This window comes from Kitasatospora sp. NPDC087315 (genome assembly GCF_044744345.1).
GTDB lineage: Bacteria > Actinomycetota > Actinomycetes > Streptomycetales > Streptomycetaceae > Kitasatospora.
Map to the genome: position 1 here is coordinate 516,849 of NZ_JBIUYD010000001.1, position 24,305 is coordinate 541,153.

Consider the following 24,305-nt stretch of genomic DNA (forward strand, 5'->3'; position numbering starts at 1 on the left):
GCGGGGGGGGGGCGCGGGGGGGGGGGCCGCGGGGGGGGGGGGGTGGGGGGGGGGGGGGGGGGGGGGGGGGGGGGGGCCCCCCCCGGGGCCCCCCCCCCCCCCCCCGCCCCGGCCCGGAGGGTCACCGGTGCCGGCTGCCCCGCTCGGGGGCTACCAGTGCTGGGAGGGGGGCGGCAGCGGCCGGTTGACCGCCGTCACCGAGACCCCGGTGTCCAGGTTGTCGGGGGTCAGCACCAGCGGCCCGAACGCCCTCTCGTCCGGTGCGGCGTATCCCGGGGGCGGGCAGACCTCCTCCCAGTAGTACGTCCCCGGCCCGCCGGTGCCCCGGCAGATGCCGTCGGTCCCGGTCGTGCAGAGGTCGCCGACCTTCGTGTCCGCCCACTTCGTCCTGGTCTGCGTGCCACCGGAGCCTTTCGTCCCCTGCCACGTCTTCCACAGCTGGAACTTCGCCCCGGCCAGCGGCCTGCCGTCCGGGTCCTGCTTGATCAGGCTCAGCACGCCCTTGTGCTGTTTGCAGTGACGGAAGCCGAAGTCGTAGGTGTGGTTGTTCTCTCCCGGCCCGCCGGTGGTCAGCGCCCGCTCCGGGAACGTCCCGCCCGGCGGGACGATGCCCTTGGAGTTGATGAAGGGGTTGTCGCCGACATCCGGGACGGTGGGTACCCACTGGTGGAGCGGACCGCCCTCGGCGTAGTCGGCCGGGTTGTCCAGGCGGATGGTGTACCCGGTCCTCGGCTTGAGGCCGCCGGTGACGTTGGAGTCGTCGAAGTAGTACTCACCACGGGCCGTCGTCTTCGCCGTTCCGACCAGCTTCTCCGACGCGTCGTACAGGTTGACGGTCACGCCCGCGACCGGGTTCTGGCCCGGCTTCTGGATGCCCTTGCGCTCGGGGTCGTACCAGACCCGGTTGCCGATCTGCAGCGGGGCCTGGTCGCAGAGCACCTCCAGGTCGCCCATCGAGGCGCCCTTGCCGAACGGGGCGATGCCCCCTGCCGGGTTGAGGCGCAGGCCGTACCTCGGGTCCTGCCGGCCGTCGCGCTGGACGAAGGCGGTGCCGTACCCGAAGGCGGTGCTGTTGGGGTCGAAGCTGGAGGTCGCGATGGTGTTCTCGACCTTGGAGAGCGCCATGCCCGCGTAGGCCGCGTTGTGGTGGAAGGTCATCCGGCTGTTGTCGAAGAACCGGGTGCCCCGGGGGGAGAGTCCGCAGCCGTTGTTGGTGTCCATCACGTACATCCCGTCCGCCGGGCACGCCTTGTCCAGGTCGCCGCCCGACAGGACGGCGGCGACCGATTGGGGCGTGGGGGAGGCCGGAGAACGGTCGGCGAAGCGGTCGCGGAAGTCCAGCAGCATCGAGCCGTCGGTCTCGAAGCCGATCTCGCCCAACTCCGGCTCGGGCTGGGCCAGATTGGCCTGGCAGGCCTGGCCGTTCTGGGAGGTCGGGAAGGTGTTGGTCCAGGGGAACCAGCCGGCGCCGTCGCACGGGCCCGAGCCGACGGTGGACTGGCGCGGGTAGTCCAGCGGCTGGTCCAGCACCGGCTTGTGGAACGCGCCGGTGTGCGGGTCGAAGGGCAGGACCACCGCGCGCAGGTCCGAGGCCCTCCCGGTGGACTCGCCGGAGCACACCCCGCCGAGGTAGCCGACGCCGTCCTGGAGGCCGAGGCCGAAGGGACGCCAGTCCCCGGCCGCCGGGCAGCCCGGGGCCGGGATCGGGTAGACGGCCTTCGGCGCCGCCGCGGTGGGCACGGTGGCGTCGTAGCGGTAGAGCCGGCGGTCGTTGAGGTTGACGACGAACAGGTCCGCGCCGTCGTCGGTGACCTTGATGCCGCCGAGGCTCTCCTTGCCGGGTACGGCGAGGAAGTCGTCGTCGGTGCCGCCGCCGTGGGCGGTCGTCCCGGCGTCCGGGACGGTGGCGAACAGCGTGGTCCTGTTCTGGGCGAGGTCGGTGACGTAGATCGCCCCCGCGCCGCCCGGGCCGTAGTCCGTGGACCGCTTGGCCAGCGCCGAGGAGAACACCCGCTTGTCGGCCTTGTTCCACGCGATGCCGAACAGCGTGCCGGTCTCCGCGTCGGTGGCGATGTTCGTGACGTTGACGTCGACGCCGTCCTGGCCGCGCGCGCTGTACGGGAAGGACACCAGCGTGCGCTGCGACCCGCCCTCGCGAGTGGCGGGCTGGCAGGTCGTCACCAGCGGGGCGTTCTTCTGGCAGTAGTCACCGGGGCTCCACAGCCCGGTGGTGTACGCCACGTTCTTGCCGCCGGAGAGGTCGACGAACTCCTCGTTGCTGCTCAGCTGGTTGGGCGCGCCGTCCAGCCCCTGGCGTGAGGCGAAGGCCGGGAAGAGCACGCCCGGCTTCGGATTCCTCACCTGCACCCGGTACTTGCCGCCGGTCGCCGTGCTCGTGGCCGGGGCCAGCGTCACCGTGCCGTCGGCCGCGGTCGCTCCCTCGATGCTGACCCCGGCGTCGTCGGTGAGGGTCACCCGGACGCCCGCGATGCCCGGTTCCAGCGCGGGCGTCCACACGCCGCTCGCGTCCACGGCCCGGATGACCCGGACCGTCACCGATCCGTCGCCCGCCTGCGGGTACGCCGCTGGGGCCGCCGCCAACGAGAGGCTGCCGATCCCCACGGTGAGAGCCGCGACGCCGCCGACCGCGCGGCGGCCGATGGAACCCGACCTCCGCCGACCCGGTTCGCGCGCGGCGTCGTCCGATTGTTCGTTCGTAGCTGTCATCTCCTGCTCTCATCCTTCAGAAGGGGCGGCTGCCCAACCGTGTGAGGGAGTACATAGAGATGGCGGAGAACCGCCCTGTCAGCGAAGCGTAAAGGGGATTTGTGAAAGGTCGTGGCAGAATAACGAATTTGACCTGCACTAAGATTTTACGGAATCGTTTCTTCTCGTACGAATGTTCAGCTCGGCGATTCTGTGTGCGAATGTGGAATGCGCCAGTCGTGCACGTTCTTGCTGGAAGGCGTTGCGGATGTCGCGGGTTGACGCCCGCCGGTGCCCTGGTCGGGTACGGGCGGGTTCATCAGTGGCGGGCGGGCGGCGGGCCCGCCGCGCGTGCGCGCGACGGGCCCTGCTCGTCCGGGTGGGGCCGGGTTACTCGACGACCAGCTCCACCGGGATGTTCCCCCGGGTGGCCCGGGAGTACGGGCAGACCTCGTGCGCCTGCCTGACCAGCAGCTCGCCGCTCTCGCCCGCGAGCGTGTCGGGCAGCTCGACGCGCAGCACGACCGCGAGACCGAAGCCCGCGCCGTCCTTGCCGATGGAGACCTCGGCCGTCACCGAGACCTCGCTGGTGTCGACGCGGGCCTGGCGGCCGACCAGGCCGAGGGCGGAGGCGAAGCAGGCCGCGTAGCCGGCCGCGAAGAGCTGCTCGGGGTTGGTGCCCTGTCCGTTGCCGCCGAGGGCGGGCGGCATGGCCAGTGCGAGGTCCAGTTGTCCGTCGGAGCTGACCGCCCGGCCCTCCCGGCCGTTCGCCGTGGCCACCGCGGTGTAGAGCGCGTCCATTGGTCGGTTCCCTTCCGTCTCGGCGGCCGCCCGGGCCGCCCTTCGCTCACAAGTGAAGCACGCAATTCAATTGCGCACAACTGAATGGCGTGCGTGATCGGTACCATGGGGACATGACCACGCTCCCCGAGCTCCCGGACGAGGAACTGCTCCGCCTGGACCAGCAGATCTGCTTCTCGCTGAACGCCGCCTCGCGCGCCTTCGGCGGCGTCTACCGGGTGCTGCTCAAGGACCTCGGCCTCACCTACCCGCAGTACCTGGTCATGCTGGTGCTCTGGGAGCACGGCGAGCTGCCGGTGAAGCGGATCGGCGGATACCTGCGACTGGACTCCGGCACCCTCTCGCCGCTGCTCAAGCGGCTGGAGGCGGCCGGCCTGGTGCGCCGCGAGCGGAGCCCCGAGGACGAGCGCTCCGTCACCGTCGGCCTCACCGGGGCCGGCTCGGCGCTGCGCGAGCGCGCCGGGCAGGTGCCCCGCCGGCTGCTCGCCGCCACCGGCCTGCCGGTCGAGGACCTCGCCGCCCTGCGGGCCCTGCTGGACCGGGTGACGGGCGCGCTGGACTCGGCCGTGCCGGAGGCCGCCGAAGCCTGAGGCCCGAGGCCGGGGTCGGGGTGTCGTGGGGAGGGGTGTCCTGGGCCGGGTTGCCGGCCGGGCTTGGCTGTGATCTGCGTCACCCTTTTGGCGGTGGCGGGGCGTGCGCTCCCGTGAAGCGCCAGGTCAGCAGGGGTGTGCGAAAACGAACAGAAGCGATCGCCAATTGTCGGCGGGATCGGGCTAACAACCCCCGGCCACCGGACGGTTACAGCACAAGCCCCCAAAGGGCCGTCGGCCCGCCACCCGGTGGGCCGGCCAGCTGACCCACGGAAGGGGGGAGGCGTGTGGTGAACACCCCCGGGCCGGGCGAGGAGCATCGCCTGCGGGCGGATCCGCTCGACGGGCTGCCGGTCGACTTCGCGGCCTTCTTCACCCAGGAGAACCCCGGCTACCTCCGCTACGCGCAGCAGCGCCTGCGGCACCGCGAGGACGCGCAGGACGCCGTCCAGAACGCCGGAGCCGTGCTGTACAAGAACTGGCGGCGGGCGCTGGCCAGTGCCGACCTGAAGGCGTTCGCGTTCAAGGTCGTCAAGGACGCGGTGGTGGACGTCCTGCGGGAACGCCGCCGCTCCGAGCGCAAGCGCCTGCGGGTGCTCGCCCAGCGGCGGCCCGACACCAGCCAGGACGAACTGGACGAGCTCGCCGAACTCGACGCCCTGGACTGGGCGATGGAGGAACTCGCCCGGGCCGCGCCGGTCCAGGCGGACGTGGTCCGGCTGCGCCAGGCCGGCCTCTCCTACCCGGACATCGGCCGGGCGGTCGGCATCGCGCACACCACCGCCCGGACCTACTACAGCCTCGGCCGCCGCCACCTCGAGTACCTGCTCGACCACGAGGGCGCCGGCGAGGGTTCCGGCGAGGGCGCCCGCGACGGCGGGGAGAGGCGGCCGGGATGAACCTGACGGAGCTGCTCCGCGCCGACGCCGACGGACTCGAACGGGACTTCGGCAACCACGACCCGGTGTCCTTCACCCGGCGGCTGGCCGAGCTCCTCACCACCGGTGCGCGCCCGGCCGCCGCGCGGACCACCGGCCGCACCGAACGCCCCCCGGCGGCCGCCCGGCGGCAGGCGCTCCCGGCGGCCCGGGACGGACACCTGCCACGCCAGCGCGCCGAGAGCCTGGCCGCCGGGGCGCTGACCGTCGGCGGGCGGGCCGAACTGCGGCGCGATCTGCGCCACTTGTGCGGCGGCGTCGCGGGGGCGGCGGACGTCGGCGAACTCGCCCTCGACCTGGAGCTGGCCGACAAGGCGGCGTTCCGCACCCTGGGCTGCCTGCTCTACGGCATGGGCCGTCCGGCCGACGCCGTCTTCTGGTGGCGGATCGCCGCGCAGTTCGGCGACCCGCTGGCCGTCCACTGCCTCGCCGTCCACTACGCCGCCGAGGGGGAGCGGGGCGACGCGGCCCGCTGGGGCGCCCAGGCGCAGGACCTCAGCGCCCCCGACCGGCTGCCCGCCGTCGCCCTCGGTGCCGGGCCCGACGGGGCCGCCGAACTGGCCCGCGCGCTCACCGAGGGATTCGACGGAGAGATCGTGCTGACCCTGCGGGCGAGCGTCGCGACGCGCCCGCGCCCGCGTCCGCGCGGCGCGACCGCGTCGGCCGGCGCGGTGGTCGGCGGCGCGTCGGGCGGTGGCGGGCCCGGATCGCCGCCCGCCGAGGCGATCGCCCCGCGAGCCGTCCGCGGCCGGGGTCCGTCGGCCCGGATCCGATGAGGCGGCGGCCGGGCGTTCGCGGGCACGGCCGCCCGGCCGCCGCCGGACCCGGGTGACGGGTGGACCACCGGGCCGGCGAACGCGCCCGTCGGTGCGGCCGGGCGGTCGACCCGCCGCGTCGACGGTCGGCCGACCGAGCGCCGGGCGTCCTACCGGGCGCTGTTCGAACTGGCCGTCGGCGGCCCGTCGACCGCCGGGTCCTGGCCGTCGTCGCGGCGCGTCCGCGAGAACATCATGGCCACCGTGCTCAGCCCCAGGGCCGTGAGCGCCATGGAACCGAGCAGGACGTAGCCAGCAGGCGGCGGCGGTGCCGGTGGCGGCCGCGGTCTGAGGACCGGGAGGATGTGCCGGCCGGGGCCCGCAGTGTTCCAGGTGGTGGCGAGGAGGCCGCCGGGGCGCCAGAACTGGCGCAACCAGACCGCCGCCATCACCGGGTAGACGAACGCCACGGGGCCGCTGAACCGGTCGTCCCGGGTGAACGGGGCGCCGGCCTCGCCACCGGAGAGCAGGACGATCCCGAGCACCAGCATCACGAGGCCGGCGGCGGCGAAGATCCCCCCGACCACGCGGACCAGCGGCAGCATGCCCGCTCGCTCCGGGCGTTCGGGCCGCCGTCGCCACGGCGGGAGGCGCCGCGGGCCCGCGCTCGATGCCTCGGTGCCGCGCAGGAACCACCGGGCGAAACCGCGGAAGTCCATGACGAGCAGGCCGCCCAGGACCGTGGCCAGGATCCCGAGCCCGAGGGTGAACGCTCCTCCCGCAGCCGCTTCATGGCCTGCCGACGTCATCCCTGCCTCTTCTCGCGCGTTCTTCGTGCGGGAACAGGTTCCCCGGCCATCGGCATCCTCGGGGACGCGAAGCGATCGGACAAGATCTTCTCCGAACTCCCGCACGCCGTCCGCCTCCTGCCGACCGCGCTGGTCCCGGTGCCCGCCGCGCTGCCCGGTCGGGGTGCCGGGTGGCCCGGCCTTCGCCCGGTGGGTCCGTCTTCGGACGGGGGCACCATGTGCCGCCGGGTTTTTCGTTCCCCGCGACCATCACCGGCCCGGCGGCCGCTGCCTACTGTTCATCAACTCGTCCACTCGCCCCCCACCCGCCGGACGGCACCTGAGCCGGGCCGTCCCGCGCGTCCGTCCCCACCGCCCGGCCACCCCCCACCCACCGCCCGGCCCTCGACCGGCCGGTGGACGGCCAGCAAGGAGAGACAGCATGACCTCACGAAGGAGGGCCACCGGGCGGCGGCGGGCAGCCTGTACCTCCGCCGTGGCCGCGGCGGTGGCCGTGTCGTCGACGGCCCGCGGAGGCGGCGCGTCCGCCGGCGGGGCCTCGACGGTCGTCGTCGCGATCGCGTCCGACCCGGGCAGTCTCAGCCCGTTGACGACCCTGGCCGGCACCGCGCTCATGATCAACAGGTTCGCCTACGACCCCCTGGTGCACAGCGCCGCGGACGGCTCGATGGCGCCCGGGGTGGCCGAGACCTGGTCGGTCGAGGGCGGCACCGCGCGGTTCACCCTCCGCGAGGGCGTCACCTGTGAGGACGGCTCCCCGCTCACCGCCTCGGACGTCGCCGCCGAGTACCACCACATCGCCGACCCCGTGAACAAGTCACCACTGCGGCCAAGCCTCCTGAGCCACCGACGGCAACCCCGTGAAAGCCACACCCGACACCCCCGGGTGAGCCAAACCCCACGAACGGCTCGCTCGACCCGATCAAGAAGGTAGGACCCCGTGACCACGACCAGGCCACTGATCGTCGAGGACCTGTACCGGTTCGCCGTCCCGGGCCAGCCGGCCCTCGCCCCCGACGGCGGGCAGGTCGCCTACACCCTGACCACCCAGGACGCCGAGCACGACCGCCCGGTGAGCTCGCTCTGGCTCGTCCCCGCCACCGGCGGACCGGCCGCCCCCCGGCGGCTCACCCACGGGCCCGCCGACAGCGCGCCGCAGTGGTCGCCGGACGGCACCGCCCTGGCGTTCCTGCGCGCCGGACAGCTCCACCTGCTCCCCGCCGACGGCGGCGAGGCCCGGCCGCTCACCTACCGCGAGCACGGCGCCGGCCTCCCGGTCTGGAGCCCGGACGGCGGCCGGATCGCCTTCGCCGCCGTCGTCGGCCGCCCGGGCCCGGCGGAACCGCTGGTCGTCGACCGCCTCGGCAAGGCCGACGGCGAGGGCCTGCTGGGCCCGCAGCGCACCCATCTGTTCGTGGTGGAGGTGGACTCGGGCCGCACCACCCGGGTGACCGGTGGCGACGTCCGGATCACCGGTCTGCCCGCCTGGTCGCCCGACGGCACCCGGCTGGCCTTCCCGGCGGCGGTCGGCCCAGACGCCGATCTCACCGGAGCCGTCGGGGCCTTCCTCGTCGGGGCAGAAGAGGAGGACGCCGTCCCGCGGCCGGTCGGACCGGCCGGCGGCCTGATCCGGACCGTCGACTGGTACCCGGCGGGCGACGCGCTGCTGCTGGCCGGCCGCACCACCCTCGCCACCGGTCATGACGCGCTGCTGCGCCAGCCGCTCGACGGCTCGGCGCCCACCGCGCTCACCACCGCCCTGGACCGGAACGTGATGCCCGGAGGGCCCGGCTACCCGGGCGCCCTGCCGCAGTTCCACGGCGAGAAGGGCGGGCAGATCGTCTTCTGCGCCCGAGACCGGGGCGCCACCCGGCTGTACGGGCTGGGCCCCGGCGACGGCTCCGGCCCCGGCTTCGGCTTCGGCTTCGGTGAGATCGTCGAACTTCCGCTGCCGCCCGGCAGCGGTGTGTCCGGCTGCTCCGTCGCCGCCCGGGCCGGAGCGGGCGGCAGGGCCGCGCTCGCCGTCGCCGACCGCTCCTCCTTCGGCGAGATCGACCTGCTCGACCTCGCCACCGGCGAACTCACCCGGCTCACCGCGCACATGGCCCAGGCCCTCCCCGAGGTGACCCTGCACCCCGTCACCGAACGGGAGTTCACCATCGCGGACGGCACCCGGGTGCACGGCCTGATCACCCGCGACCCACAGGCCCCCGCCCCCGGCCCGCTGCTCGTCGACCTCCACGGCGGCCCGCACAACGCCTGGGCCCCGCACGCCACCCCCATCCACCTCTACCACCAGGAACTCGTCAGCCGGGGCTGGACCGTCCTCACCCTCAACATCCGTGGCAGCGACGGCTACGGCGAGGACTTCTTCACCGCCGCCCTCGACGCCTGGGGCGAGAGCGACGAGCAGGACGTGCTGCAACCCGTCGCCGCCCTCGTCGCCGAGGGCCTCGCCGACCCCGGGCGGATCGCGCTCACCGGCTACAGCTACGGCGGCTACCTCAGCTGCTGGCTCTCCGCCCGCAGCGACGTCTTCGCCGCCGTCGTCCCCGGCGGCCTGATCGCCGACCTGCCCGCCCTGGCCGCCACGTCCGACGAGGGCCACGAGATCGGGCATGCCGAAATCGCCGACGCCGCCCGGCAGCGGGAACTCTCCCCGCTCACCCACGTCGACGGCGTCCGGGCGCCCACGCTGATCCTGCACGGCGCCGCCGACGACACCTGCCCCGCCGGCCAGGCCGAGCAGTGGTTCCACGCGCTGCGGACCAGGGGCGTCCCGGTCCGGATGGTCCGCTACCCCGGGGGCTCGCACCTGTTCATCCTCGCCGGACGCCCCTCGCACCGTGTCGACTACAGCCGCCGCCTCGTCGACTGGGTCACCGAGCACACCGCCCGCTGACCGCACCACTCGCCCCACCACGCACCACCTCCCGATCCCACCGCGAACAGGAGCCGCACCATGACCGCACCCCGGAACCGCTCGCTCGACACCGCCCACTGGGCCGGCCGCCTCGCCGAACTGGCCGCCCGCCACTCGGTGCCCGGCGCGAGCCTGGCCATCTGGCACCACGGCCGGCAGATCGAGGCCGCCACCGGCTTCGCCAACGCCGACGCCCGGATCGAGGCGACCACCGACACCCTCTGGCAGATCGGCTCGATCTCCAAGGTGTGGACGACCACGGTCGCGATGGCCCTGGTCGAGGAGGGCGTGCTCGACCTGGACAGCCCGATCGTCAAGGTCCTGCCCGAACTCCGGCTCGCCGACGAACACCTGACCCAGAACGTGACCCTGCGCCACCTGGTCACCCACACCAGCGGCATCGACGGCGACTTCTTCGCCGACACCGGCCGGGGCGACGACTGCCTGGAGAAGTACACAGAACTGCTCGCCGACGTCTCCGTCAACCACCCGCTCGGCGCGACCATGTCCTACTGCAACGCCGGGTTCTCGCTGCTCGGCCGCGTCCTGGAGCGGGTCACCGGCGTCCAGTGGGACGAGCTGATGCGCGCCCGCCTCTTCCGCCCGCTCGGCCTGACCCACACCGCGACCCTGCCCGAGGAGGTGCTGCGCCACCGCGCCGCCGCCGGACACCTCGGCGACCCGCTCAAGGTCGCCGCGCACTGGTCGCTGATGCGCTCCGCCGGCCCGGCCGGCCTGATCTGCGCCACCGCGAGCGATGTGCTGGCCTTCGCCCGCCTCCACCTCGCCGAGGGCGTCACCGAGGACGGCACCCGGCTGCTGAGCGCCGAGTCCGTCCGCGCCATGCAGACCCCGCAGGTCGAACTGCCCGACCGGCACCTGTTCGGCCACGCCTGGGGCCTCGGCTGGATCCTCGCCGAGTGGGACGGGCGCCCGGTGTACGCGCACGACGGCGGCACCATCGGCCAGAGCGCCTTCCTGCGCGTCCTGCCCGGCGAGCGGCTCGCGATCTGCCTGCTCACCAACGGCGGCAGCACCAGGGACCTGTACGAGGACCTGTTCCGGGAGATCACCGCCGAACTCGCCGACGTGACCATGCCCGGCCCGATCCGGCCCGCCGAGGGCCCGGTGCCGACGGACCCGGCCGCCATCACCGGCGTCTACGAGCGCGCCTCCTCGCAGATCGAGATCCTCGAACGGGGCGGCGAGCTGATCATGGTCAGCCGCTTCACCGGCGAACTGGCCGACCTGGTCGAGCAGCCGGAGCAGGAGCACCCGATGCGCCCGCTGGAGCCCGGCACCTTCGTCGTCCAGCGCGACGGCGCGGCCGGCTGGTTCCCGGTCGTCTTCTACACCCTCGCCGACGGCTCGCGCTATCTGCACCACGGCGGCCGGGCCAACCCGAAGGTGAGCTGACATGCCGCCGACCACCACACCCCCGCACACCGCCTCCCGGCGCTCGGCCGACCCCTCGGCCGTCGCCCGGCTGGAGGCCCGGCTGCCCGAGCTGGTCGCCGACATCGAGGCGCTCGTCACCGCCGAGTCCCCGACCGCCGACCGGGCCGCCGTCGCCCGCTGCGCGGACCTCGTCGCCGAGCTCGGCACCCGTCTCACCGGCCGGGCCCCGGAACGGCTGGAGACCGGCGGCCGCCCGCAGCTGCGCTGGCGCTTCGGCGCCGGCGACGGCGTCCTGCTGCTGGGCCACCTCGACACCGTCTGGCCGGTCGGCTCCCTGGCCACCCACCCCTTCGGCGTCACCGACGGCAGGCTCACCGGCCCCGGCTGCTTCGACATGAAGGCCGGACTGGTGCAGCTCTTCCACGCCCTGGCCACCCTCGACGACCTCGACGGCGTCACCGTCCTGGTGACCAGTGACGAGGAGACCGGCTCCGCCGACTCCCGCGCCCTCATCGAGGCCGAGGCCCGGCGCACCCGCGCCGTCCTGGTCCTGGAGGCCGCCGAGGACGGCGCCCTGAAGACCGAGCGCAAGGGCGCCTCCCTCTACGACCTGGCGATCACCGGCCGCGCCGCGCACGCCGGGCTGGAGCCCGAGCGCGGCATCAACGCGACCACCGAACTCGCCCGCCAGGTCCTCGCCCTGGCCGCCCTCGCCGATCCGGACGCCGGCACCACCGTCACCCCGACCGTCGCCACCGCAGGCACCACCCGCAACACGGTGCCGGACACGGCGCTGCTGCGGATCGACGTCCGCGCCCGGACCGCCGCCGAGCAGCAGCGGGTCGACACCGCCCTGTACGGACTCGCCCCCACCCTGAAGGGCGCCGCGCTCGCCCTCTCCGGCGGGCCCGACCGGCCCCCGCTCCCCGCGGCCTCCTCGGCCGGGCTGTTCGCCCGCGCCCAGCGGCTGAACGACGCCCTCGGCCTCGGGCCGCTGCGCGGCGCGGCCGTCGGCGGCGGCTCGGACGGCAACATCACCGCCGGTGTCGGCACCCCGACCCTGGACGGGCTCGGCGCCGTCGGCGGCGGCGCCCACGCCGACCACGAACACGTGATCGTCGCCGAACTCCCGCGCCGGGCCGCCCTGCTGGCGGCCCTGGTCGACGAGCTGCGCGGACGGCCGGCATGACCGCCCCGCACCCGGCCCCGCACCCCGTCCGGCCCCCGGGGCCGGCCGACCTCCTACGCGGCGCGCGCCGGGCCGCCGAGCGGGCCGCGCTCGGCAGCGGTGTCACCATCGGCGAACTGCACGGCCTCGACGCCATGCGCGAGGCCTGCGACCTGCTCCACCGGGTCTGGCGGCCCGAACCGGGCAACCCGATGATGACCCCCGAACTGCTGCTGGTCTTCGCCCACTCCGGCAGCTACGTCGTGGGCGTCCACCGGAACGGCCGGATGATCGGCACCTGCCTCGGCATGCTCGCCGCCGTCGGCCTCCACTCGCACATCGCCGCCGTCGTCGACGACGTCCGGGGCCGCAGCGTCGGCTACGCCGTCAAACTCCACCAGCGCGCCTGGTCGCTGGAGCGCGGCATCACCACCGTCACCTGGACCTACGACCCGCTGGTCAGCCGCAACGCCTACTTCAACCTCGCCAAACTGGGCGCGGTGCCCGCCGAGTACCTCGCCAACTTCTACGGCGCGATGCGCGACGGCGTCAACGCGGGCGCCGACTCGGACCGGCTGCTCGTCCGCTGGGACCTCGCCGGCGAGCGGGCCGCCCTGGCCTGCGAGGGCCACCCGCGCACCGTCGACCCCGCCGCGCTGCGCCCGCCCGCGGCGGTCGCCCTCGACCTCGGCCCCGACGGCCGCCCCGTCGCCCGGCGGCTGCCCGGCGGCGCCCGCGACGACACCGTCCTGGTCCGCGTCCCGCCCGACATCGAGGCGCTCAGACAGACCGACCCCAAGGCCGCGGGGGAGTGGCGCCGCGCCCTGCGCGACGTCCTCGGCGGCCTGATGGACGACGGCCGGCACACCGTCACCGGCTTCGCCCGGGACGGCCGGTACCTCATCGAACGACGTCAGGAGAACAGAGCATGAAGCCCGTCGGAGTGGAACTGCGCCGGATCGCGATGCCACTGGTGTCGCCGTTCCGCACGTCGTTCGGCACCCAGACCACCCGTGAACTCCTGCTGCTGCGGCTGGAGACCACCGAGGGCGAGGGCTGGGGCGAATGCGTCACGATGACCGACCCGGTCTACTCCTCGGAGTACACCGAGGCCGCCGCCGACGTGCTCCGCCGTCACCTGCTGCCCGCCCTGTTCGCCCAGCCGCACCTCGACCCCTGGACGGTCGCCCCCGCCCTCGCCGCCTTCAAGGGCCACCGGATGGCCAAGGCCGCCCTGGAGACGGCCGTCCTGGACGCCTGGCTGCGGGCCCGCTCGATCTCCTTCGCCGAATGGCTCGGCGCCACCGCCGACCGCGTCCCGGCCGGGGTCTCGGTGGGCATCATGGACGACATCCCCGCCCTGCTCGACGCCGTCGAGGGCTACCTCGCCGAGGGCTACCTGCGGATCAAGCTGAAGATCGAGCCCGGCTGGGACATCGAGCCCGTCCGCGCCGTGCGCGAACGCTTCGGCGACGGCATACCGCTCCAGGTCGACGCCAACACCGCGTACACCGTGGCCGACGCACAACACCTCGCCCGGCTCGACGAGTTCGGCCTGCTGCTGATCGAGCAGCCGCTCGACGAGGAGGACGTGCGCGGCCACGCCCGGCTCGCCCGGCAGCTGCGCACCCCCATCTGCCTGGACGAGTCGATCGTCTCCGCCCGCTCGGCCGCCGACGCCCTCGCCCTGGGCGCCTGCTCGGTCGTCAACGTCAAGCCCGGCCGGGTCGGCGGCTACCTGGAGGCCCGGCGGATCCACGACGTGAGCGCCGCGCACGGGGTGCCCGTCTGGTGCGGCGGCATGCTGGAGACCGGCCTCGGCCGGGCCGCCAACGTCGCGCTCGCCGCCCTGCCCGGCTTCACCCTCCCCGGCGACACCTCCGCCTCCGGGCGCTACTACCGCACGGACATCACCGAGCCCTTCGTCCTCCGCGACGGCCACCTGGACGTCCCCCGGGGGCCGGGCCTCGGCGTCTCACCGGTCCCCGAACTGCTCGCCGAGGTCACCGTGTCGAACGAATGGACCGCCCGATGAACACCGCTCGCCCCGCCCTGCGGGCCGTCTTCGAGGAGGCCGGCGTCCGGGGCCACGTCTTCGCCCGCGACATCGACGGCCCCGCCGCCCTCGGACTCGACGAGGACACACCGGTCGTCCTCGCCTCCGTCTTCAAGATCCCGGTCGCCCTGGCCTACGCCCGCGAGGCCGCCGCCGGCCGGCTGGAACGCACCGAGCGGCACCCGGTGCCCCCGCCGCTGCGGGACGGCGGCATCGGCACCTCCGGCTGCGCCGACCCGGTCGAGCTGAGCCTGCGCGACCTCGTCCTGCTGATGCTGACGATGAGCGACAACGCCGCCACCGACGTCGTCCTGCACCGGGTCGGCCTCGACCGGGTCAACGCCCTGCTCGCCGGGCTCGGCCGGGACCGGACCCACCTGGTCGGCGGCTGCGCGGACCTCATCGGCTCACTGCTCGCCGACCTCGGCGCCGCCGACGAGGAGGAGGCACAGGCCAGGCTCGCCGCCCTCACCCCCGCGCAGACGATGGCACTGTCGGTCTGCGTGCCCGAGCGCACCACCCGGGGCACCGCCCGCGACACGGCCGAACTCCTGGCCCAGATCTGGCGCGACGAGGCGGGCCCGGCCGAGGCCTGCGCCGAGGTCAGGTCGGTGATGGGCCGTCAGATCTGGCCGCACCGGCTCAGTTCGGGCTTCGAGGACGGCTACCGGATCGCCGGCAAGACGGGCACCCTGCCCGGCTGGCGCAACGAGGCCGGGGTGGTCGAGCACCCCGACGGCGGACGGTACGCGGTGGCGGTGTTCACCCGGGCCGAGACGCCCCGGCAGCGTGACCCCGGCGCGGACCGGGCGATCGGCCGGGCCGCCCGGATCGCGGTCGACGCACTGCGGGCGACGGCACCGTCCACCCCGGAGCCGTCGTCGGTGGTGAACCCGCCTACTGTGACCGCATGATCCCGACCGCGCGGGCCGTCCTCGGCCGCATCCTGACCGACCTGGGATCGACGCTGGTCGAGGTCGTGGCCGGGGACCCCGACCCGGTCCGACCGGTCGGCGGGGTGCTCATCCACGACCCGATGGACGAGCCCGCGCGGCTGCCCGGGGCCGTCGTCCTCGGCGTCGGTGTCGCCGGTGCGCCGGCCGTCGCCGCCCTGGTCGAGCGGGCGGCCGGCCTCGGCGCGGCCGCCGTGATCGTCCGCTCGCCGGTCGCCGTCGACGACACCGTCACCGCCGCCGTCGCCGGGAGCGGCGTGCCCGTCCTCGGCCTCACCCCCGGCGCCTCCTGGGCCCAGGTCGCCGCCCTGCTGCGGGCCCTGCTGGCCGTCGACGAGTTCGCGGGCGAGGACCTGGCGGGCGCCGGGGAGGACGTCGGCGGCCCGCTCTCCGGCGATCTGTTCGCCCTCGCCAACGCGATCGCCGCCCTCCTCGACGGGCCGGTCACCGTCGAGGACCGCGGCGGCAAGGTACTCGCCTTCTCCAGCCGCCAGGACGAGGGCGACCCGGCCCGGATCGCGACCATCCTGGACCGCCAGGTCCCCGCCGAGAAACTCCGCGACCTGGAGGCCCGGGGCGCCTTCCACGCGCTCTACCGCAGCGAGGGCCCGCTCTACGTCGACGGCGTCGCCGACAAACCCCGGGTGGCGATCGCCGTCCGGGCGGGCGGGGAGATCCTCGGCTCCATCTGGGTGGTCGTCCAGGACCGCCTGGGCCCCGACGGCGAGCACGCCCTGACCGAGGCCGCGAAGGTCGCCGCCCTCCACCTGCTGCGCCGCCGGGCCGGCGAGGACGTCGGCCACCGGCTCCGCGCCGACCTGCTGGCCACCGTCCTCGAAGGCGGCGCCGCCGCACCGCAGGCCGCCGCCCGGCTCGGGCTGACGGCCCAGCCCGCCTGCGTCCTGGCCCTGACGGTGCTCGGCGACTCCTCCGCCCCCGACCTGCTCGCCGCCGGCCACCGCTCCGGCGAGGCGCTCGCCCTGCACCTGGCCGCCGTCCACCCGCGCGCCGCCACCGCCTCGCTCGGCGGTGTGACCTACGCCGTCCTGCCGAGCGGCTCCGACGAGGCGGCCGTCCGGGTCGCCGACACCTTCCTCTCCCGGATCGCCCCCCGCGTCCCGGCGGTCATCGGCCTCGGCCGGCTCGCCGCCCACCCCGGCGAGCTGCCCCGCTCACGGGCCGACGCCGACCGCGCCCTGCGGGTGCTCACCGCCGGCGGCACGCCGCACCGCGTCGCCCATCTCTCCGACGTCTACGTCGCGTCGCTCCTCCTCGAACTCGCCGACCGGGTCCACGCCGAGGACGACCTCCCCGACAACCCCGTCGCCCGCCTGCGGGCCTACGACGCCGAACACCACAGCGCGCTCACCGAGACCCTCGCGGCCTGGCTGGACACCTTCGGCGACGTCGTCGCGGCCGCCGCCGCCGTCCACATCCACCCCAACACCTTCCGCTACCGGCTCAAGCGCCTCGCCGAGGTGGCGGACCTCGACCTCGCCGACCCCGGGGCCCGCTTCGAGGCCATGCTCCACCTCCGCCTCACCCCGCCCACCCCCTGACCGGGGCGCGGCTCTGCGTACGGGCCGCAGGTCGCCGCCCGGGGAGCTTCGGGGCGGAGCCGGAGGGAGCGGCACCCTGGACTTGCTAGGACGTCCGACTATATGGTCGTGGACAAGGCCCGCAGTGCAGGGAAGCCGGTGTGAGTCCGGCACGGTCCCGCCACTGTGACCGGGGAGCGCGTCACCGCAGTACCAGCCACTGGCAGCCAGCCGGGAAGGCCGGGTGGCGCGCGCTGATCCGGGAGTCAGGATACCGACTGCGGGTGTTCCGTGTTGTCCACGAGGATGGAGCAAACACGCATGGCACCGGTCTGTGTCCTTCCTGGCCCTGGTGATCCTGCGACGGTCGCGGCACGCACGTCACCCTGACGGCTCGCCGCGCCCGGCAGCACCCGCGTCCCGCACACCTGCGTGTCGGGCGGGCGTGCCGCCGTGCCCCGGTTCCCTCGGATCCCACCTGACATCCTGACGAGAGCAGGCTTGTGATGGTCCGTGAACTCACCCATTTCATCGGCGGAAAGCATGTCCCCGGTACGTCCGGGGTGTTCGGCGACGTGTACGACCCCAGCACCGGCACGGTCCAGGCGCGGGTACCGCTCGCCGGCCGGGCCGAGACCGAGGCGGCGGTCGCCGACGCCGAACAGGCCCAGACCGAGTGGGCCGGCTGGAACCCGCAGCGTCGCGCCCGGGTGCTGCTGCGCTTCCTGCAACTCGTCGAGGCCGAACGCGAGCCGCTGGCCCGACTGCTCTCCGCCGAGCACGGCAAGACCGTCGCCGACGCCCACGGCGACCTGCAACGCGGCCTGGAGGTGGTCGAGTTCGCCGCCGGCGTGCCGCACCTCCTCAAGGGCGAGTTCACCGACGGCGCCGGCCCCGGCATCGACGTCCACTCGCTCCGCCGGCCGCTCGGTGTGGTCGCCGGCATCACCCCGTTCAACTTCCCCGCGATGATCCCGCTCTGGAAGGCCGCACCCGCCATCGCCTGCGGAAACGCCTTCCTCCTCAAGCCGTCCGAACGCGACCCCTCGGTGCCGCTGCGGCTGGCCGAGCTGTTCCTGGAGGCCGGCCTGCCGCCGGGCGTGCTGAACGTGGTCAACGGCGGCAAGGAGGCGGTCGACACCCTGCTCGACGACCCCCGGGTGCAGGCCCTGGGATTCGTCGGGTCCACACCGGTCGCCCAGTACGTGTACGCCACGGCGGCGGCCCGCGGAAAGCGGGCGCAGTGCTTCGGCGGTGCCAAGAACCACCTGATCGTCATGCCCGACGCCGATCTCGACCAGGCCGCCGACGCGCTGATCGGTGCGGGCTACGGCTCCGCCGGCGAGCGGTGCATGGCCATCTCCGTCGCGGTGCCGGTGGGGGAGGAGACCGCCTCCGCCCTGGTCGCCAGGCTCACCGAGCGGATCGCCGCGCTGAAGGTCGGCGCCGCCCACGATCCCGAGGCCGATTTCGGCCCGCTCGTCAGCCGGGACGCCCTGGAGCGGGTGCGCGGCCTCCTGGACCTCGGCGTCCAGGAGGGCGCCGAACTGGTGGTCGACGGACGCGAGTTGACCGTGCCCGGGTACGAGGGTGGCTATTTCCTCGGCGCCACGCTCTTCGACCGCGTCACCCCCGGGATGCGGATCTACCAGGAGGAGATCTTCGGCCCGGTCCTGTGCGTGGTCCGCGCCGCGGACTACGAGGAGGCGCTGCGGCTGCCGAGCGAGCACGAGTACGGCAACGGGGTGGCGATCTTCACCCGGGACGGCGACACCGCCCGGGACTTCTCCCGGCGGGTGAACACCGGTATGGTCGGTGTCAATGTGCCGATTCCGGTGCCGGTGGCGTACCACACCTTCGGCGGCTGGAAGCGCTCCGGGTTCGGCGACCTCAACCAGTACGGGCCGGACGCGATCCGCTTCTACACCCGGACCAAGACCGTCACCTCGTGCTGGCCCTCCGGGGTCAAGGAGGGCGCGAGTTTCACCATCCCCACGATGGGCTGAGGGCCGCTGTGCACAGGGAACTGACCGAGGATCAGCTCGCTATCGTCTCGACCACCAGGGACTTCGCGCAGGAGTGCCTTGCCCCGTACGCGGTGGAGTGGGACCAGAACAAGCACTTTCCCGTGGACGTCCTCGCCAGGGCGGCCGCTCTCGGGCTCGGCGGCGTCCACGTCCGCGAGGAGTGCGGCGGCTCCGGCCTGACCCGGCTGGACGCCGTCCTGGCCTTCGAAGCCCTCGCCACCGGCTGCCCCTCCATCGCCGGCTACACCTCCATCCACAACATGGTCGCCGGGATGATCGACCGCCACGGCACACCCGGGCAGCGGGCCCGCTGGCTGCCGGGCCTCTGCTCGATGCGCGACCTGGCGAGCTACTGCCTCACCGAGCCGGGCGCCGGCTCGGACGCCGCCGCACTCACCACCCGCGCCCGCCGCGACGGCGACCACTACGTCCTGGACGGCGTCAAGCAGTTCATCTCCGGCGCCGGGTCCTCGCAGGTGTACGTGGTGATGGCCCGCACCGGTGGCGAGGGGCCGCACGGCATCTCCGCGTTCGTCGTCGAACGCGGGGATCCGGGACTCTCGTTCGGGCCCAACGAGCGCAAGATGGGCTGGAACGCCCAGCCCACCCGCCAGGTGGTCCTGGACGGTGTCCGGCTGCCCGCGGACCGCCTGCTCGGGGTGGAGGGCGGAGGTTTCCGGATCGCCATGAACGGCCTCGACGGCGGCCGGCTCGGCATCGCCGCCTGCTCCCTCGGCGGGGCCCAGGACGCACTGGAACGGGCCACCAAGTACCTCGCCGAACGGGAGGCGTTCGGCGCCAGGCTCCTGCACGCCCAGGCCCTGCAGTTCCAGCTCGCCGACATGGCGACCGAGCTGGAGGCCGCCAGGTCGCTGCTCTGGCGCGCCGCCACCGCGCTGGACGACGGCGACCCGCAGGCCCCCCACCTGTGCGCGATGGCCAAGCGCTTCGCCACCGACACCGGTTACGAGGTCGCCAACCGCGCCCTCCAACTGCACGGCGGCTACGGCTACCTCGCCGAGTACGGCGTCGAGAAGATCGTCCGCGACCTGCGGGTGCACCAGATCCTCGAAGGGACCAACGAGATCATGCGCGTCATCGTCGCCCGCGGCCTGACCGGGGCCGCCTGATGAACACCGGGACGGAACAGGAGGACGTCCTCCTCGAACGCGAGGGCCGGATCGGCCGGATCGTCCTCAACCGGCCGAAGGCACTCAACGCGCTGACCCACCCGATGGTCCGCCGGATCGACGAGGCCCTCGCCCGCTGGGAGCAGGACGAGACCGTGGCGGCCGTGGTCATCACCGGCGCGGGGGAGCGCGGCCTCTGCGCGGGCGGGGACATCCGCGCCATCTACGAGGACGCCCGGGCCGGCGGCACCGCCTCCCTCGGCTTCTGGCGCGACGAGTACCGCCTCAACGCCAGGATCGCCCGCTACCCCAAGCCGTACATCGCCGTGATGGACGGCATCGTGATGGGCGGCGGAGTCGGAATCTCCGCCCACGGCCGTGTCCGCGTCGTCACCGAACGCACCAGGATCGCCATGCCCGAGACCGGCATCGGCTTCGTCCCCGACGTCGGCGGCACCTACCTGCTCGCCCTCGCCCCGGGCGAACTCGGCACCCACCTCGCACTCACCGCCGCGACCGCCGGACCGGGCGACGCGCTGCTGTGCGGACTGGCCGACCTCCTCGTCCCCGCCGCGAAGCTGCCGTCGTTCCTCGCCGCGCTCACCGAGGAGGAGGTCACCGCCGCGGTGCACCGCCACGCCGCTCCCGTCCCCGCCGGCCCGCTCGCCGCACAGCTCGACTGGATCGACCACTGCTACGCCGCCGACACGGTCGAGGAGATCCTCGACCGCCTGCGCGCCAGCGGGGAGGGCGCGGCGAAGGAGGCCGCCGAGCAGATCGCCGCCAAGTCGCCCACCGCCCTCAAGGTGACCCTGCGCTCGCTGCGCCGGGCCCGCCGGCTCGGCCCGCTGGAGCAGGTCCTGGACCAGGAGTACCGGGTCTCCAGCGCGGCCCTGCGCTCGCCCGACCTGGTCGAGGGCGTCCGGGCCCAGGTGATCGACAAGGACCGCTCCCCACGCTGGTCGCCACCGGCCCTGGAGGCCGTGACCGAGGACGACGTGGACCGCTTCTTCACCCCGCTGGGCCCGCAGGAGCTGGGCCTCGGCACCACCACCGCATGGGAGGAACGCTGGTGACCATCCGCACGATCGCCTTCGTGGGACTGGGCAACATGGGCGGCCCGATGGCCGCGAACCTCGTCAGGGCCGGCCACCGGGTGACCGGCTTCGACCTCGACCCCGACGCCCTGCGCCGCGCCGAGGCGGCCGGCGTGCCGGCCGCCGCCTCCGCGCCGGCCGCCGTGGCCGACGCGCAGCTGGTGATCACCATGCTGCCCGCGGGCCGCCAGGTCCTCGACCTCTACCGGGACGGCGGACTGCTGGCCGCGGCCGAGCCCGGAACCCTGTTCGTCGACTGCTCGACCATCGACGTGGCCGACGCCCGCGAAGCGCACGCGGCGGCCCTCGCGGCGGGCCACCGGGCGCTGGACGCGCCGGTCTCCGGCGGTGTGACCGGTGCGAGCGCCGCGAGCCTCACCTTCATGGTCGGCGCGGCGGAGGCGGACTTCGCCGCCGCCCTGCCGGTCCTGGAGGCGATGGGCCGCAAGGTCGTGCACTGCGGCCCGTCCGGCGCCGGGCAGGCCGCGAAGATCTGCAACAACATGATCCTCGGGATCTCGATGATCGCCGTCAGCGAGGCCTTCGTCCTCGGCGAGCACCTCGGCCTGAGCCACCAGGCGCTGTTCGACGTGGTCTCGACCGCCTCCGGCCAGTGCTGGGCGCTCACCAGCAACTGTCCAGTGCCCGGTCCGGTGCCCGCCAGCCCCGCCAACCGGGACTACCGGCCCGGCTTCGCCGCCGCGCTGATGGCCAAGGACCTCGGCCTGGCCGCCGACGCCGCGAAGGCCGCCGGTGTTCCGGTGGAACTGGGCTCCCACGCGGCCGAGCTGTACGCCGGGTTCGCCGCGGACCAGGGTGCCGGGCTGGACTTCTCGGCGGTCATCAACACCATCAGGGAGAGCGCGAAGTGACGGGCCACGAGCCGGTCCTGGTGGAGGTGTTCTGACCCGTGAGGCCGGGGTCGGGGTCGGGGCCGGCGGGTGGCCGGCCCTTGACCCCTTCTCCGCACGACCGACATGATGAGCCGTCATGTACTGACTCCGCCGTTGGGGGAAGTCCGGTCCGAGTCCGGCGCTGACCCGCAACGGTAGGCCGCCGACGGCTGTCGGCGGCGAGCCCGAGGACCCGTCGGCGGAGGCGTGTGTTCCCTCCTCCCGTCGTGGTCTGCGGGCCGGAGTTCCCAGGGCTGCCCGGTTCCGCACCGGCGGCCGGGCGGGGACCCCGTGCGCCCGGGCCCGGAAAGGCGTCCCATGCCCACGCTCCGCCGCTCCCTCGGTCTGCTCGCGATACCCGCGCTCGTTCTGACCGCCGTGCTTCCGGCGTCCGCCGCCCAGGCGGCCCCGGCCCCGGCTCCGGCCCCGGTCTCGGCGACCGTCCGTCCCGACGCCGCCGCGGCCGGCTGGCTCGCCCGCCAACTCGTCGACGGAGACCACTTCGAGACCGTCTTCGACGGCACCGCCTACCCCGACCAGGGGCTGACCATCGACGCCGTGCTGGCCTTCGCCGCCTCCCACAGCTCCGACCAGGCCGCCGCGAAGGCCACCGCCTGGCTCGCGCAGCCCGGGATCATCAGCGGCTACCTCGGCGACGGCACCACCGAGGCGTACGCCGGGGCGACCGCCAAGCTGCTGCTCGCCGCCGAGGTCCGCGGCGAGGACGTCCACGGCTTCGGCGGTGTCGACCTCCCGGCCCGGCTCCGCTCGCTCCAGACCCCGAGCGGCCGCTTCTCCGACCGCTCCCAGTGGGGCGACTACAGCAACGCCTTCGGTCAGTCCCTGGCGGTGATCGCCCTCCAGCGCACCCCGGACGGCGCCCCGGCCGCCGCCGTCGACTTCCTCGCCGGCAGCCAGTGCCCGGACGGCGGCTTCCCCGTCGCCTTCGGCCAGACCACCTGCGCGGGCGACCCGGACGCCACCGCGCTCGCCGTCCAGGCCCTTGCCGCCACCGGCCGCACCGCCAAGGCGAACGCCGGACTCGGCTGGCTGACCGCCCACCAGAACACCGACGGGGGGTTCGCCGCAGCCGGCGCGACCACCTCCAACGCCAACACCACCGGACTGGCCACCCAGGCCCTGCTGTCCACCGGACGGCTCGGCGCGGGTCTCAAGGGCTGGAGCAGCCTGGTCAAGCTCCAGCAGGGCTGCGCCGCCGACGCCGCCGTCCGCGGCGCGGTCGCGTACGACGCGTCCGGGTTCAGCCAGGCCAACGGAGCCCGGGCCACCGCGCAGGCCGTCCTGGGTCTGTCCGGCACCCCGCTGGCCGCCCTCTCCGCCCACGGCGCGCGCCCGGCAGCCCCGGTCCTGGCCTGCCCGGCACCGGCCGGCCGCTGAAACCGCCGAAACCGCCGATCCCGTGAGGAGCCTTTCGATGACCCGCACCCCTGCCCCGGCCCCGGCCCGCCGGATCCGCCGCACCGTCGGTTCGGTCGCCGCCGTCGCGGCCCTGACCGCCGGCCTGCTCGGCGCCTCCGCCGCCCAGGCGCCGCGGGCGAGCGCCACCGCCTGCACCGGTACGACCGGCGTGACCGTCGTCGTCGACTTCACCGCGCTCGGCGGCGGAATCGAGACCGGCTGCGCCCCCGGCGACCCGGCCAGCGGCCTGGCCGCACTGACCGGCGCCGGCTTCCCGTACGCCTTCCACCCGCGCTACCCGGGCTTCGTCTGCAAGATCAACGCTCTCCCCGCCACCTGCACCAACCCCACCGGCACCGCCTACTGGTCGTACTGGCACGCCCAGCACGGCGGCCCGTGGTCGTACAGCTCGCTGGGCGCCGGAAGCTACGACCCGGCCCCCGGGGACGTCGAGGGCTGGTCCTTCGGTGCCGGTGCCCAGCCGGGTATCACCGCGCCCTGATCCCCACCGGGCCGATCCGCCTCGGTGCTCCGGCTGGAACGGAGAAATCCGGCTGGAGCACCAGGAGGCCCGTCATGGCGCCGGCTCCACCCATTGGGCACGCCAGGCGGGCGGAGCGAACGGATCCGCGAAATACTGGGTCTCGCGGGCGACCTTTCCATCGCGGAATTCCATCACGCTGACGGTGGGTACCGGTTTTCCGTCGTAGTCGAGCACGTATTCGGTGATCCAGAGGTCCCCGCTGCCGAGAATCCGGCGGATGGTGAAGCCGAGCCTGGCCGGGTGGTGTGAGCGCAGCGCCTGCAGGTTGTGGCGGCCGTGGATGCGCTCACCCGACTGGGGATAATCAACGATGACGTCGTCGTGGTAGATCTCGTGCTCGGTGTCCTGGTCCCCCGCGGCGGACGCTGCCCAGTGCCGATCCAGCGCCGCTCGGGTCTCCTGGTGCCCCATCGTGTTCCCTCCGATCACAGCGGTGTCGGACGAGGCGCACATCCGGTGTGCCGGCCTCTTGCCGACCACCGTAACCCCGGCGGCGGTCCCGCCGCCGAGCATGGTTTCCGGACGGTCATCCCGGCGGCCCACGATGACAATGACAGACA

The 24,305-nt window shown here is 74.3% G+C and carries 21 protein-coding genes and 2 riboswitches; of the genes, 17 read left to right on the top strand and 4 right to left on the bottom strand.

Going from position 1 to position 24,305, the window contains the following annotated elements:
* Positions 1-150: 150 nt before the first annotated feature.
* Positions 151-2,727: an SdrD B-like domain-containing protein gene (locus ACIO5D_RS02235; RefSeq protein WP_400793652.1), complete on the bottom strand. Its 2,577-nt coding sequence runs from the start codon at positions 2,725-2,727 to the stop codon at positions 151-153.
* A 369-nt stretch (positions 2,728-3,096) separates the two neighbouring features.
* Complete coding sequence (locus ACIO5D_RS02240) at positions 3,097-3,507, bottom strand: organic hydroperoxide resistance protein (RefSeq protein ID WP_363610301.1); 411 nt, start codon at positions 3,505-3,507, stop codon at positions 3,097-3,099.
* Positions 3,508-3,620: 113 nt separating this feature from the next.
* Between ACIO5D_RS02240 and ACIO5D_RS02245 the strand changes: the two genes are divergently transcribed.
* From ACIO5D_RS02245 to ACIO5D_RS02255, 3 genes are all read left to right on the top strand, one after another.
* Entirely contained in the window at positions 3,621-4,097 is a 477-nt protein-coding gene (locus ACIO5D_RS02245) for a MarR family winged helix-turn-helix transcriptional regulator (protein ID WP_400793653.1), read from the top strand.
* A gap of 290 nt (positions 4,098-4,387) precedes the next feature.
* The gene (locus tag ACIO5D_RS02250) at positions 4,388-4,996 is read left to right on the top strand and encodes an RNA polymerase sigma factor (protein WP_400793654.1); all 609 of its coding nucleotides are present in this window, start codon (positions 4,388-4,390) and stop codon (positions 4,994-4,996) included.
* Entirely contained in the window at positions 4,993-5,811 is an 819-nt protein-coding gene (locus tag ACIO5D_RS02255) for a hypothetical protein (RefSeq protein WP_400654988.1), read from the top strand. Before ACIO5D_RS02250 ends, ACIO5D_RS02255 begins: the two co-directional genes overlap by 4 nt.
* Positions 5,812-5,960: 149 nt before the next feature.
* Here the strand turns inward: ACIO5D_RS02255 and ACIO5D_RS02260 are convergent, their stop codons facing one another.
* Positions 5,961-6,599 carry a hypothetical protein gene (locus tag ACIO5D_RS02260; protein WP_400793655.1) on the bottom strand — a complete coding sequence of 213 codons (639 nt, stop codon included), beginning with the start codon at positions 6,597-6,599 and terminating at the stop codon, positions 5,961-5,963.
* Between the two features lie 421 nt (positions 6,600-7,020).
* Here ACIO5D_RS02260 and ACIO5D_RS02265 point away from each other — a divergent pair, with 421 nt between their 5' ends.
* The 14 genes from ACIO5D_RS02265 (at position 7,021) to ACIO5D_RS02330 (ending at position 23,703) form a co-directional block, all read left to right on the top strand.
* Positions 7,021-7,533, top strand: coding sequence for an ABC transporter substrate-binding protein (locus tag ACIO5D_RS02265; protein WP_400793656.1), 513 nt, complete (start codon positions 7,021-7,023; stop codon positions 7,531-7,533).
* Between the two features lie 6 nt (positions 7,534-7,539).
* Positions 7,540-9,501, top strand: coding sequence for a S9 family peptidase (locus tag ACIO5D_RS02270; protein WP_400793658.1), 1,962 nt, complete (start codon positions 7,540-7,542; stop codon positions 9,499-9,501).
* Positions 9,502-9,561: 60 nt separating this feature from the next.
* The gene (locus ACIO5D_RS02275) at positions 9,562-10,938 is read left to right on the top strand and encodes a serine hydrolase domain-containing protein (RefSeq protein WP_400793659.1); all 1,377 of its coding nucleotides are present in this window, start codon (positions 9,562-9,564) and stop codon (positions 10,936-10,938) included.
* Between the two features lies 1 nt (position 10,939).
* Positions 10,940-12,109 carry a M20/M25/M40 family metallo-hydrolase gene (locus ACIO5D_RS02280; protein ID WP_400793661.1) on the top strand — a complete coding sequence of 390 codons (1,170 nt, stop codon included), beginning with the start codon at positions 10,940-10,942 and terminating at the stop codon, positions 12,107-12,109.
* A complete protein-coding gene (locus ACIO5D_RS02285; RefSeq protein WP_400793662.1) occupies positions 12,106-13,020 on the top strand; it encodes a GNAT family N-acetyltransferase in 915 nt (304 codons plus the stop codon). Before ACIO5D_RS02280 ends, ACIO5D_RS02285 begins: the two co-directional genes overlap by 4 nt.
* Positions 13,017-14,123 carry an o-succinylbenzoate synthase gene (gene menC / locus ACIO5D_RS02290; RefSeq protein ID WP_400793663.1) on the top strand — a complete coding sequence of 369 codons (1,107 nt, stop codon included), beginning with the start codon at positions 13,017-13,019 and terminating at the stop codon, positions 14,121-14,123. The genes ACIO5D_RS02285 and menC overlap by 4 nt, the downstream gene beginning before the upstream one ends.
* Positions 14,120-15,058 (top strand): serine hydrolase, encoded by a 939-nt coding sequence (locus ACIO5D_RS02295; protein ID WP_400793665.1) that lies wholly within the window; start codon positions 14,120-14,122, stop codon positions 15,056-15,058. Before menC ends, ACIO5D_RS02295 begins: the two co-directional genes overlap by 4 nt.
* Complete coding sequence (locus tag ACIO5D_RS02300) at positions 15,055-16,656, top strand: PucR family transcriptional regulator (RefSeq protein ID WP_400655007.1); 1,602 nt, start codon at positions 15,055-15,057, stop codon at positions 16,654-16,656. The genes ACIO5D_RS02295 and ACIO5D_RS02300 overlap by 4 nt, the downstream gene beginning before the upstream one ends.
* 86 nt (positions 16,657-16,742) lie before the next feature.
* A riboswitch (cobalamin riboswitch) is annotated at positions 16,743-16,933 on the top strand.
* Between the two features lie 208 nt (positions 16,934-17,141).
* Complete coding sequence (locus tag ACIO5D_RS02305; protein ID WP_400793666.1) at positions 17,142-18,641, top strand: CoA-acylating methylmalonate-semialdehyde dehydrogenase; 1,500 nt, start codon at positions 17,142-17,144, stop codon at positions 18,639-18,641.
* A gap of 8 nt (positions 18,642-18,649) precedes the next feature.
* Positions 18,650-19,792 (top strand): acyl-CoA dehydrogenase family protein, encoded by a 1,143-nt coding sequence (locus tag ACIO5D_RS02310; protein WP_400655011.1) that lies wholly within the window; start codon positions 18,650-18,652, stop codon positions 19,790-19,792.
* Complete coding sequence (locus ACIO5D_RS02315; RefSeq protein WP_400655013.1) at positions 19,792-20,868, top strand: enoyl-CoA hydratase/isomerase family protein; 1,077 nt, start codon at positions 19,792-19,794, stop codon at positions 20,866-20,868. Before ACIO5D_RS02310 ends, ACIO5D_RS02315 begins: the two co-directional genes overlap by 1 nt.
* A 2-nt stretch (positions 20,869-20,870) precedes the next feature.
* A complete protein-coding gene (mmsB, locus tag ACIO5D_RS02320; RefSeq protein ID WP_400655060.1) occupies positions 20,871-21,761 on the top strand; it encodes a 3-hydroxyisobutyrate dehydrogenase in 891 nt (296 codons plus the stop codon).
* A gap of 97 nt (positions 21,762-21,858) precedes the next feature.
* Positions 21,859-21,998, top strand: a riboswitch (cobalamin riboswitch).
* A 102-nt stretch (positions 21,999-22,100) separates the two neighbouring features.
* Positions 22,101-23,180, top strand: coding sequence for a peptidase (locus ACIO5D_RS02325; protein WP_400793667.1), 1,080 nt, complete (start codon positions 22,101-22,103; stop codon positions 23,178-23,180).
* 37 nt (positions 23,181-23,217) lie between these two features.
* Positions 23,218-23,703, top strand: coding sequence for a flagellar hook-length control protein FliK (locus ACIO5D_RS02330; RefSeq protein ID WP_400793668.1), 486 nt, complete (start codon positions 23,218-23,220; stop codon positions 23,701-23,703).
* Positions 23,704-23,775: 72 nt separating this feature from the next.
* On the opposite strand, the gene ACIO5D_RS02335 is transcribed toward ACIO5D_RS02330, so the two are convergent.
* Positions 23,776-24,288 carry a nuclear transport factor 2 family protein gene (locus tag ACIO5D_RS02335; protein WP_400793669.1) on the bottom strand — a complete coding sequence of 171 codons (513 nt, stop codon included), beginning with the start codon at positions 24,286-24,288 and terminating at the stop codon, positions 23,776-23,778.
* Between the last annotated feature and the right edge of the window lie 17 nt (positions 24,289-24,305).

What these genes read in the sequence shown, in the direction of transcription:
- ACIO5D_RS02285 (WP_400793662.1), top strand. Translation starts at nt 12,106, where the DNA reads ATGACCGCCCCGCACCCGGCCCCGCACCCCGTCCGGCCCCCGGGGCCG.
- ACIO5D_RS02300 (WP_400655007.1), top strand. Translation starts at nt 15,055, where the DNA reads ATGATCCCGACCGCGCGGGCCGTCCTCGGCCGCATCCTGACCGACCTG.
- ACIO5D_RS02330 (WP_400793668.1), top strand. Translation starts at nt 23,218, where the DNA reads ATGACCCGCACCCCTGCCCCGGCCCCGGCCCGCCGGATCCGCCGCACC.
- ACIO5D_RS02325 (WP_400793667.1), top strand. Translation starts at nt 22,101, where the DNA reads ATGCCCACGCTCCGCCGCTCCCTCGGTCTGCTCGCGATACCCGCGCTC.
- ACIO5D_RS02305 (WP_400793666.1), top strand. Translation starts at nt 17,142, where the DNA reads ATGGTCCGTGAACTCACCCATTTCATCGGCGGAAAGCATGTCCCCGGT.
- ACIO5D_RS02245 (WP_400793653.1), top strand. Translation starts at nt 3,621, where the DNA reads ATGACCACGCTCCCCGAGCTCCCGGACGAGGAACTGCTCCGCCTGGAC.
- ACIO5D_RS02235 (WP_400793652.1), bottom strand. Translation starts at nt 2,727, where the DNA reads ATGACAGCTACGAACGAACAATCGGACGACGCCGCGCGCGAACCGGGT.
- ACIO5D_RS02280 (WP_400793661.1), top strand. Translation starts at nt 10,940, where the DNA reads ATGCCGCCGACCACCACACCCCCGCACACCGCCTCCCGGCGCTCGGCC.
- ACIO5D_RS02315 (WP_400655013.1), top strand. Translation starts at nt 19,792, where the DNA reads ATGAACACCGGGACGGAACAGGAGGACGTCCTCCTCGAACGCGAGGGC.
- ACIO5D_RS02265 (WP_400793656.1), top strand. Translation starts at nt 7,021, where the DNA reads ATGACCTCACGAAGGAGGGCCACCGGGCGGCGGCGGGCAGCCTGTACC.
- ACIO5D_RS02260 (WP_400793655.1), bottom strand. Translation starts at nt 6,599, where the DNA reads ATGACGTCGGCAGGCCATGAAGCGGCTGCGGGAGGAGCGTTCACCCTC.
- ACIO5D_RS02255 (WP_400654988.1), top strand. Translation starts at nt 4,993, where the DNA reads ATGAACCTGACGGAGCTGCTCCGCGCCGACGCCGACGGACTCGAACGG.
- ACIO5D_RS02295 (WP_400793665.1), top strand. Translation starts at nt 14,120, where the DNA reads ATGAACACCGCTCGCCCCGCCCTGCGGGCCGTCTTCGAGGAGGCCGGC.
- ACIO5D_RS02240 (WP_363610301.1), bottom strand. Translation starts at nt 3,507, where the DNA reads ATGGACGCGCTCTACACCGCGGTGGCCACGGCGAACGGCCGGGAGGGC.
- menC (WP_400793663.1), top strand. Translation starts at nt 13,017, where the DNA reads ATGAAGCCCGTCGGAGTGGAACTGCGCCGGATCGCGATGCCACTGGTG.
- ACIO5D_RS02275 (WP_400793659.1), top strand. Translation starts at nt 9,562, where the DNA reads ATGACCGCACCCCGGAACCGCTCGCTCGACACCGCCCACTGGGCCGGC.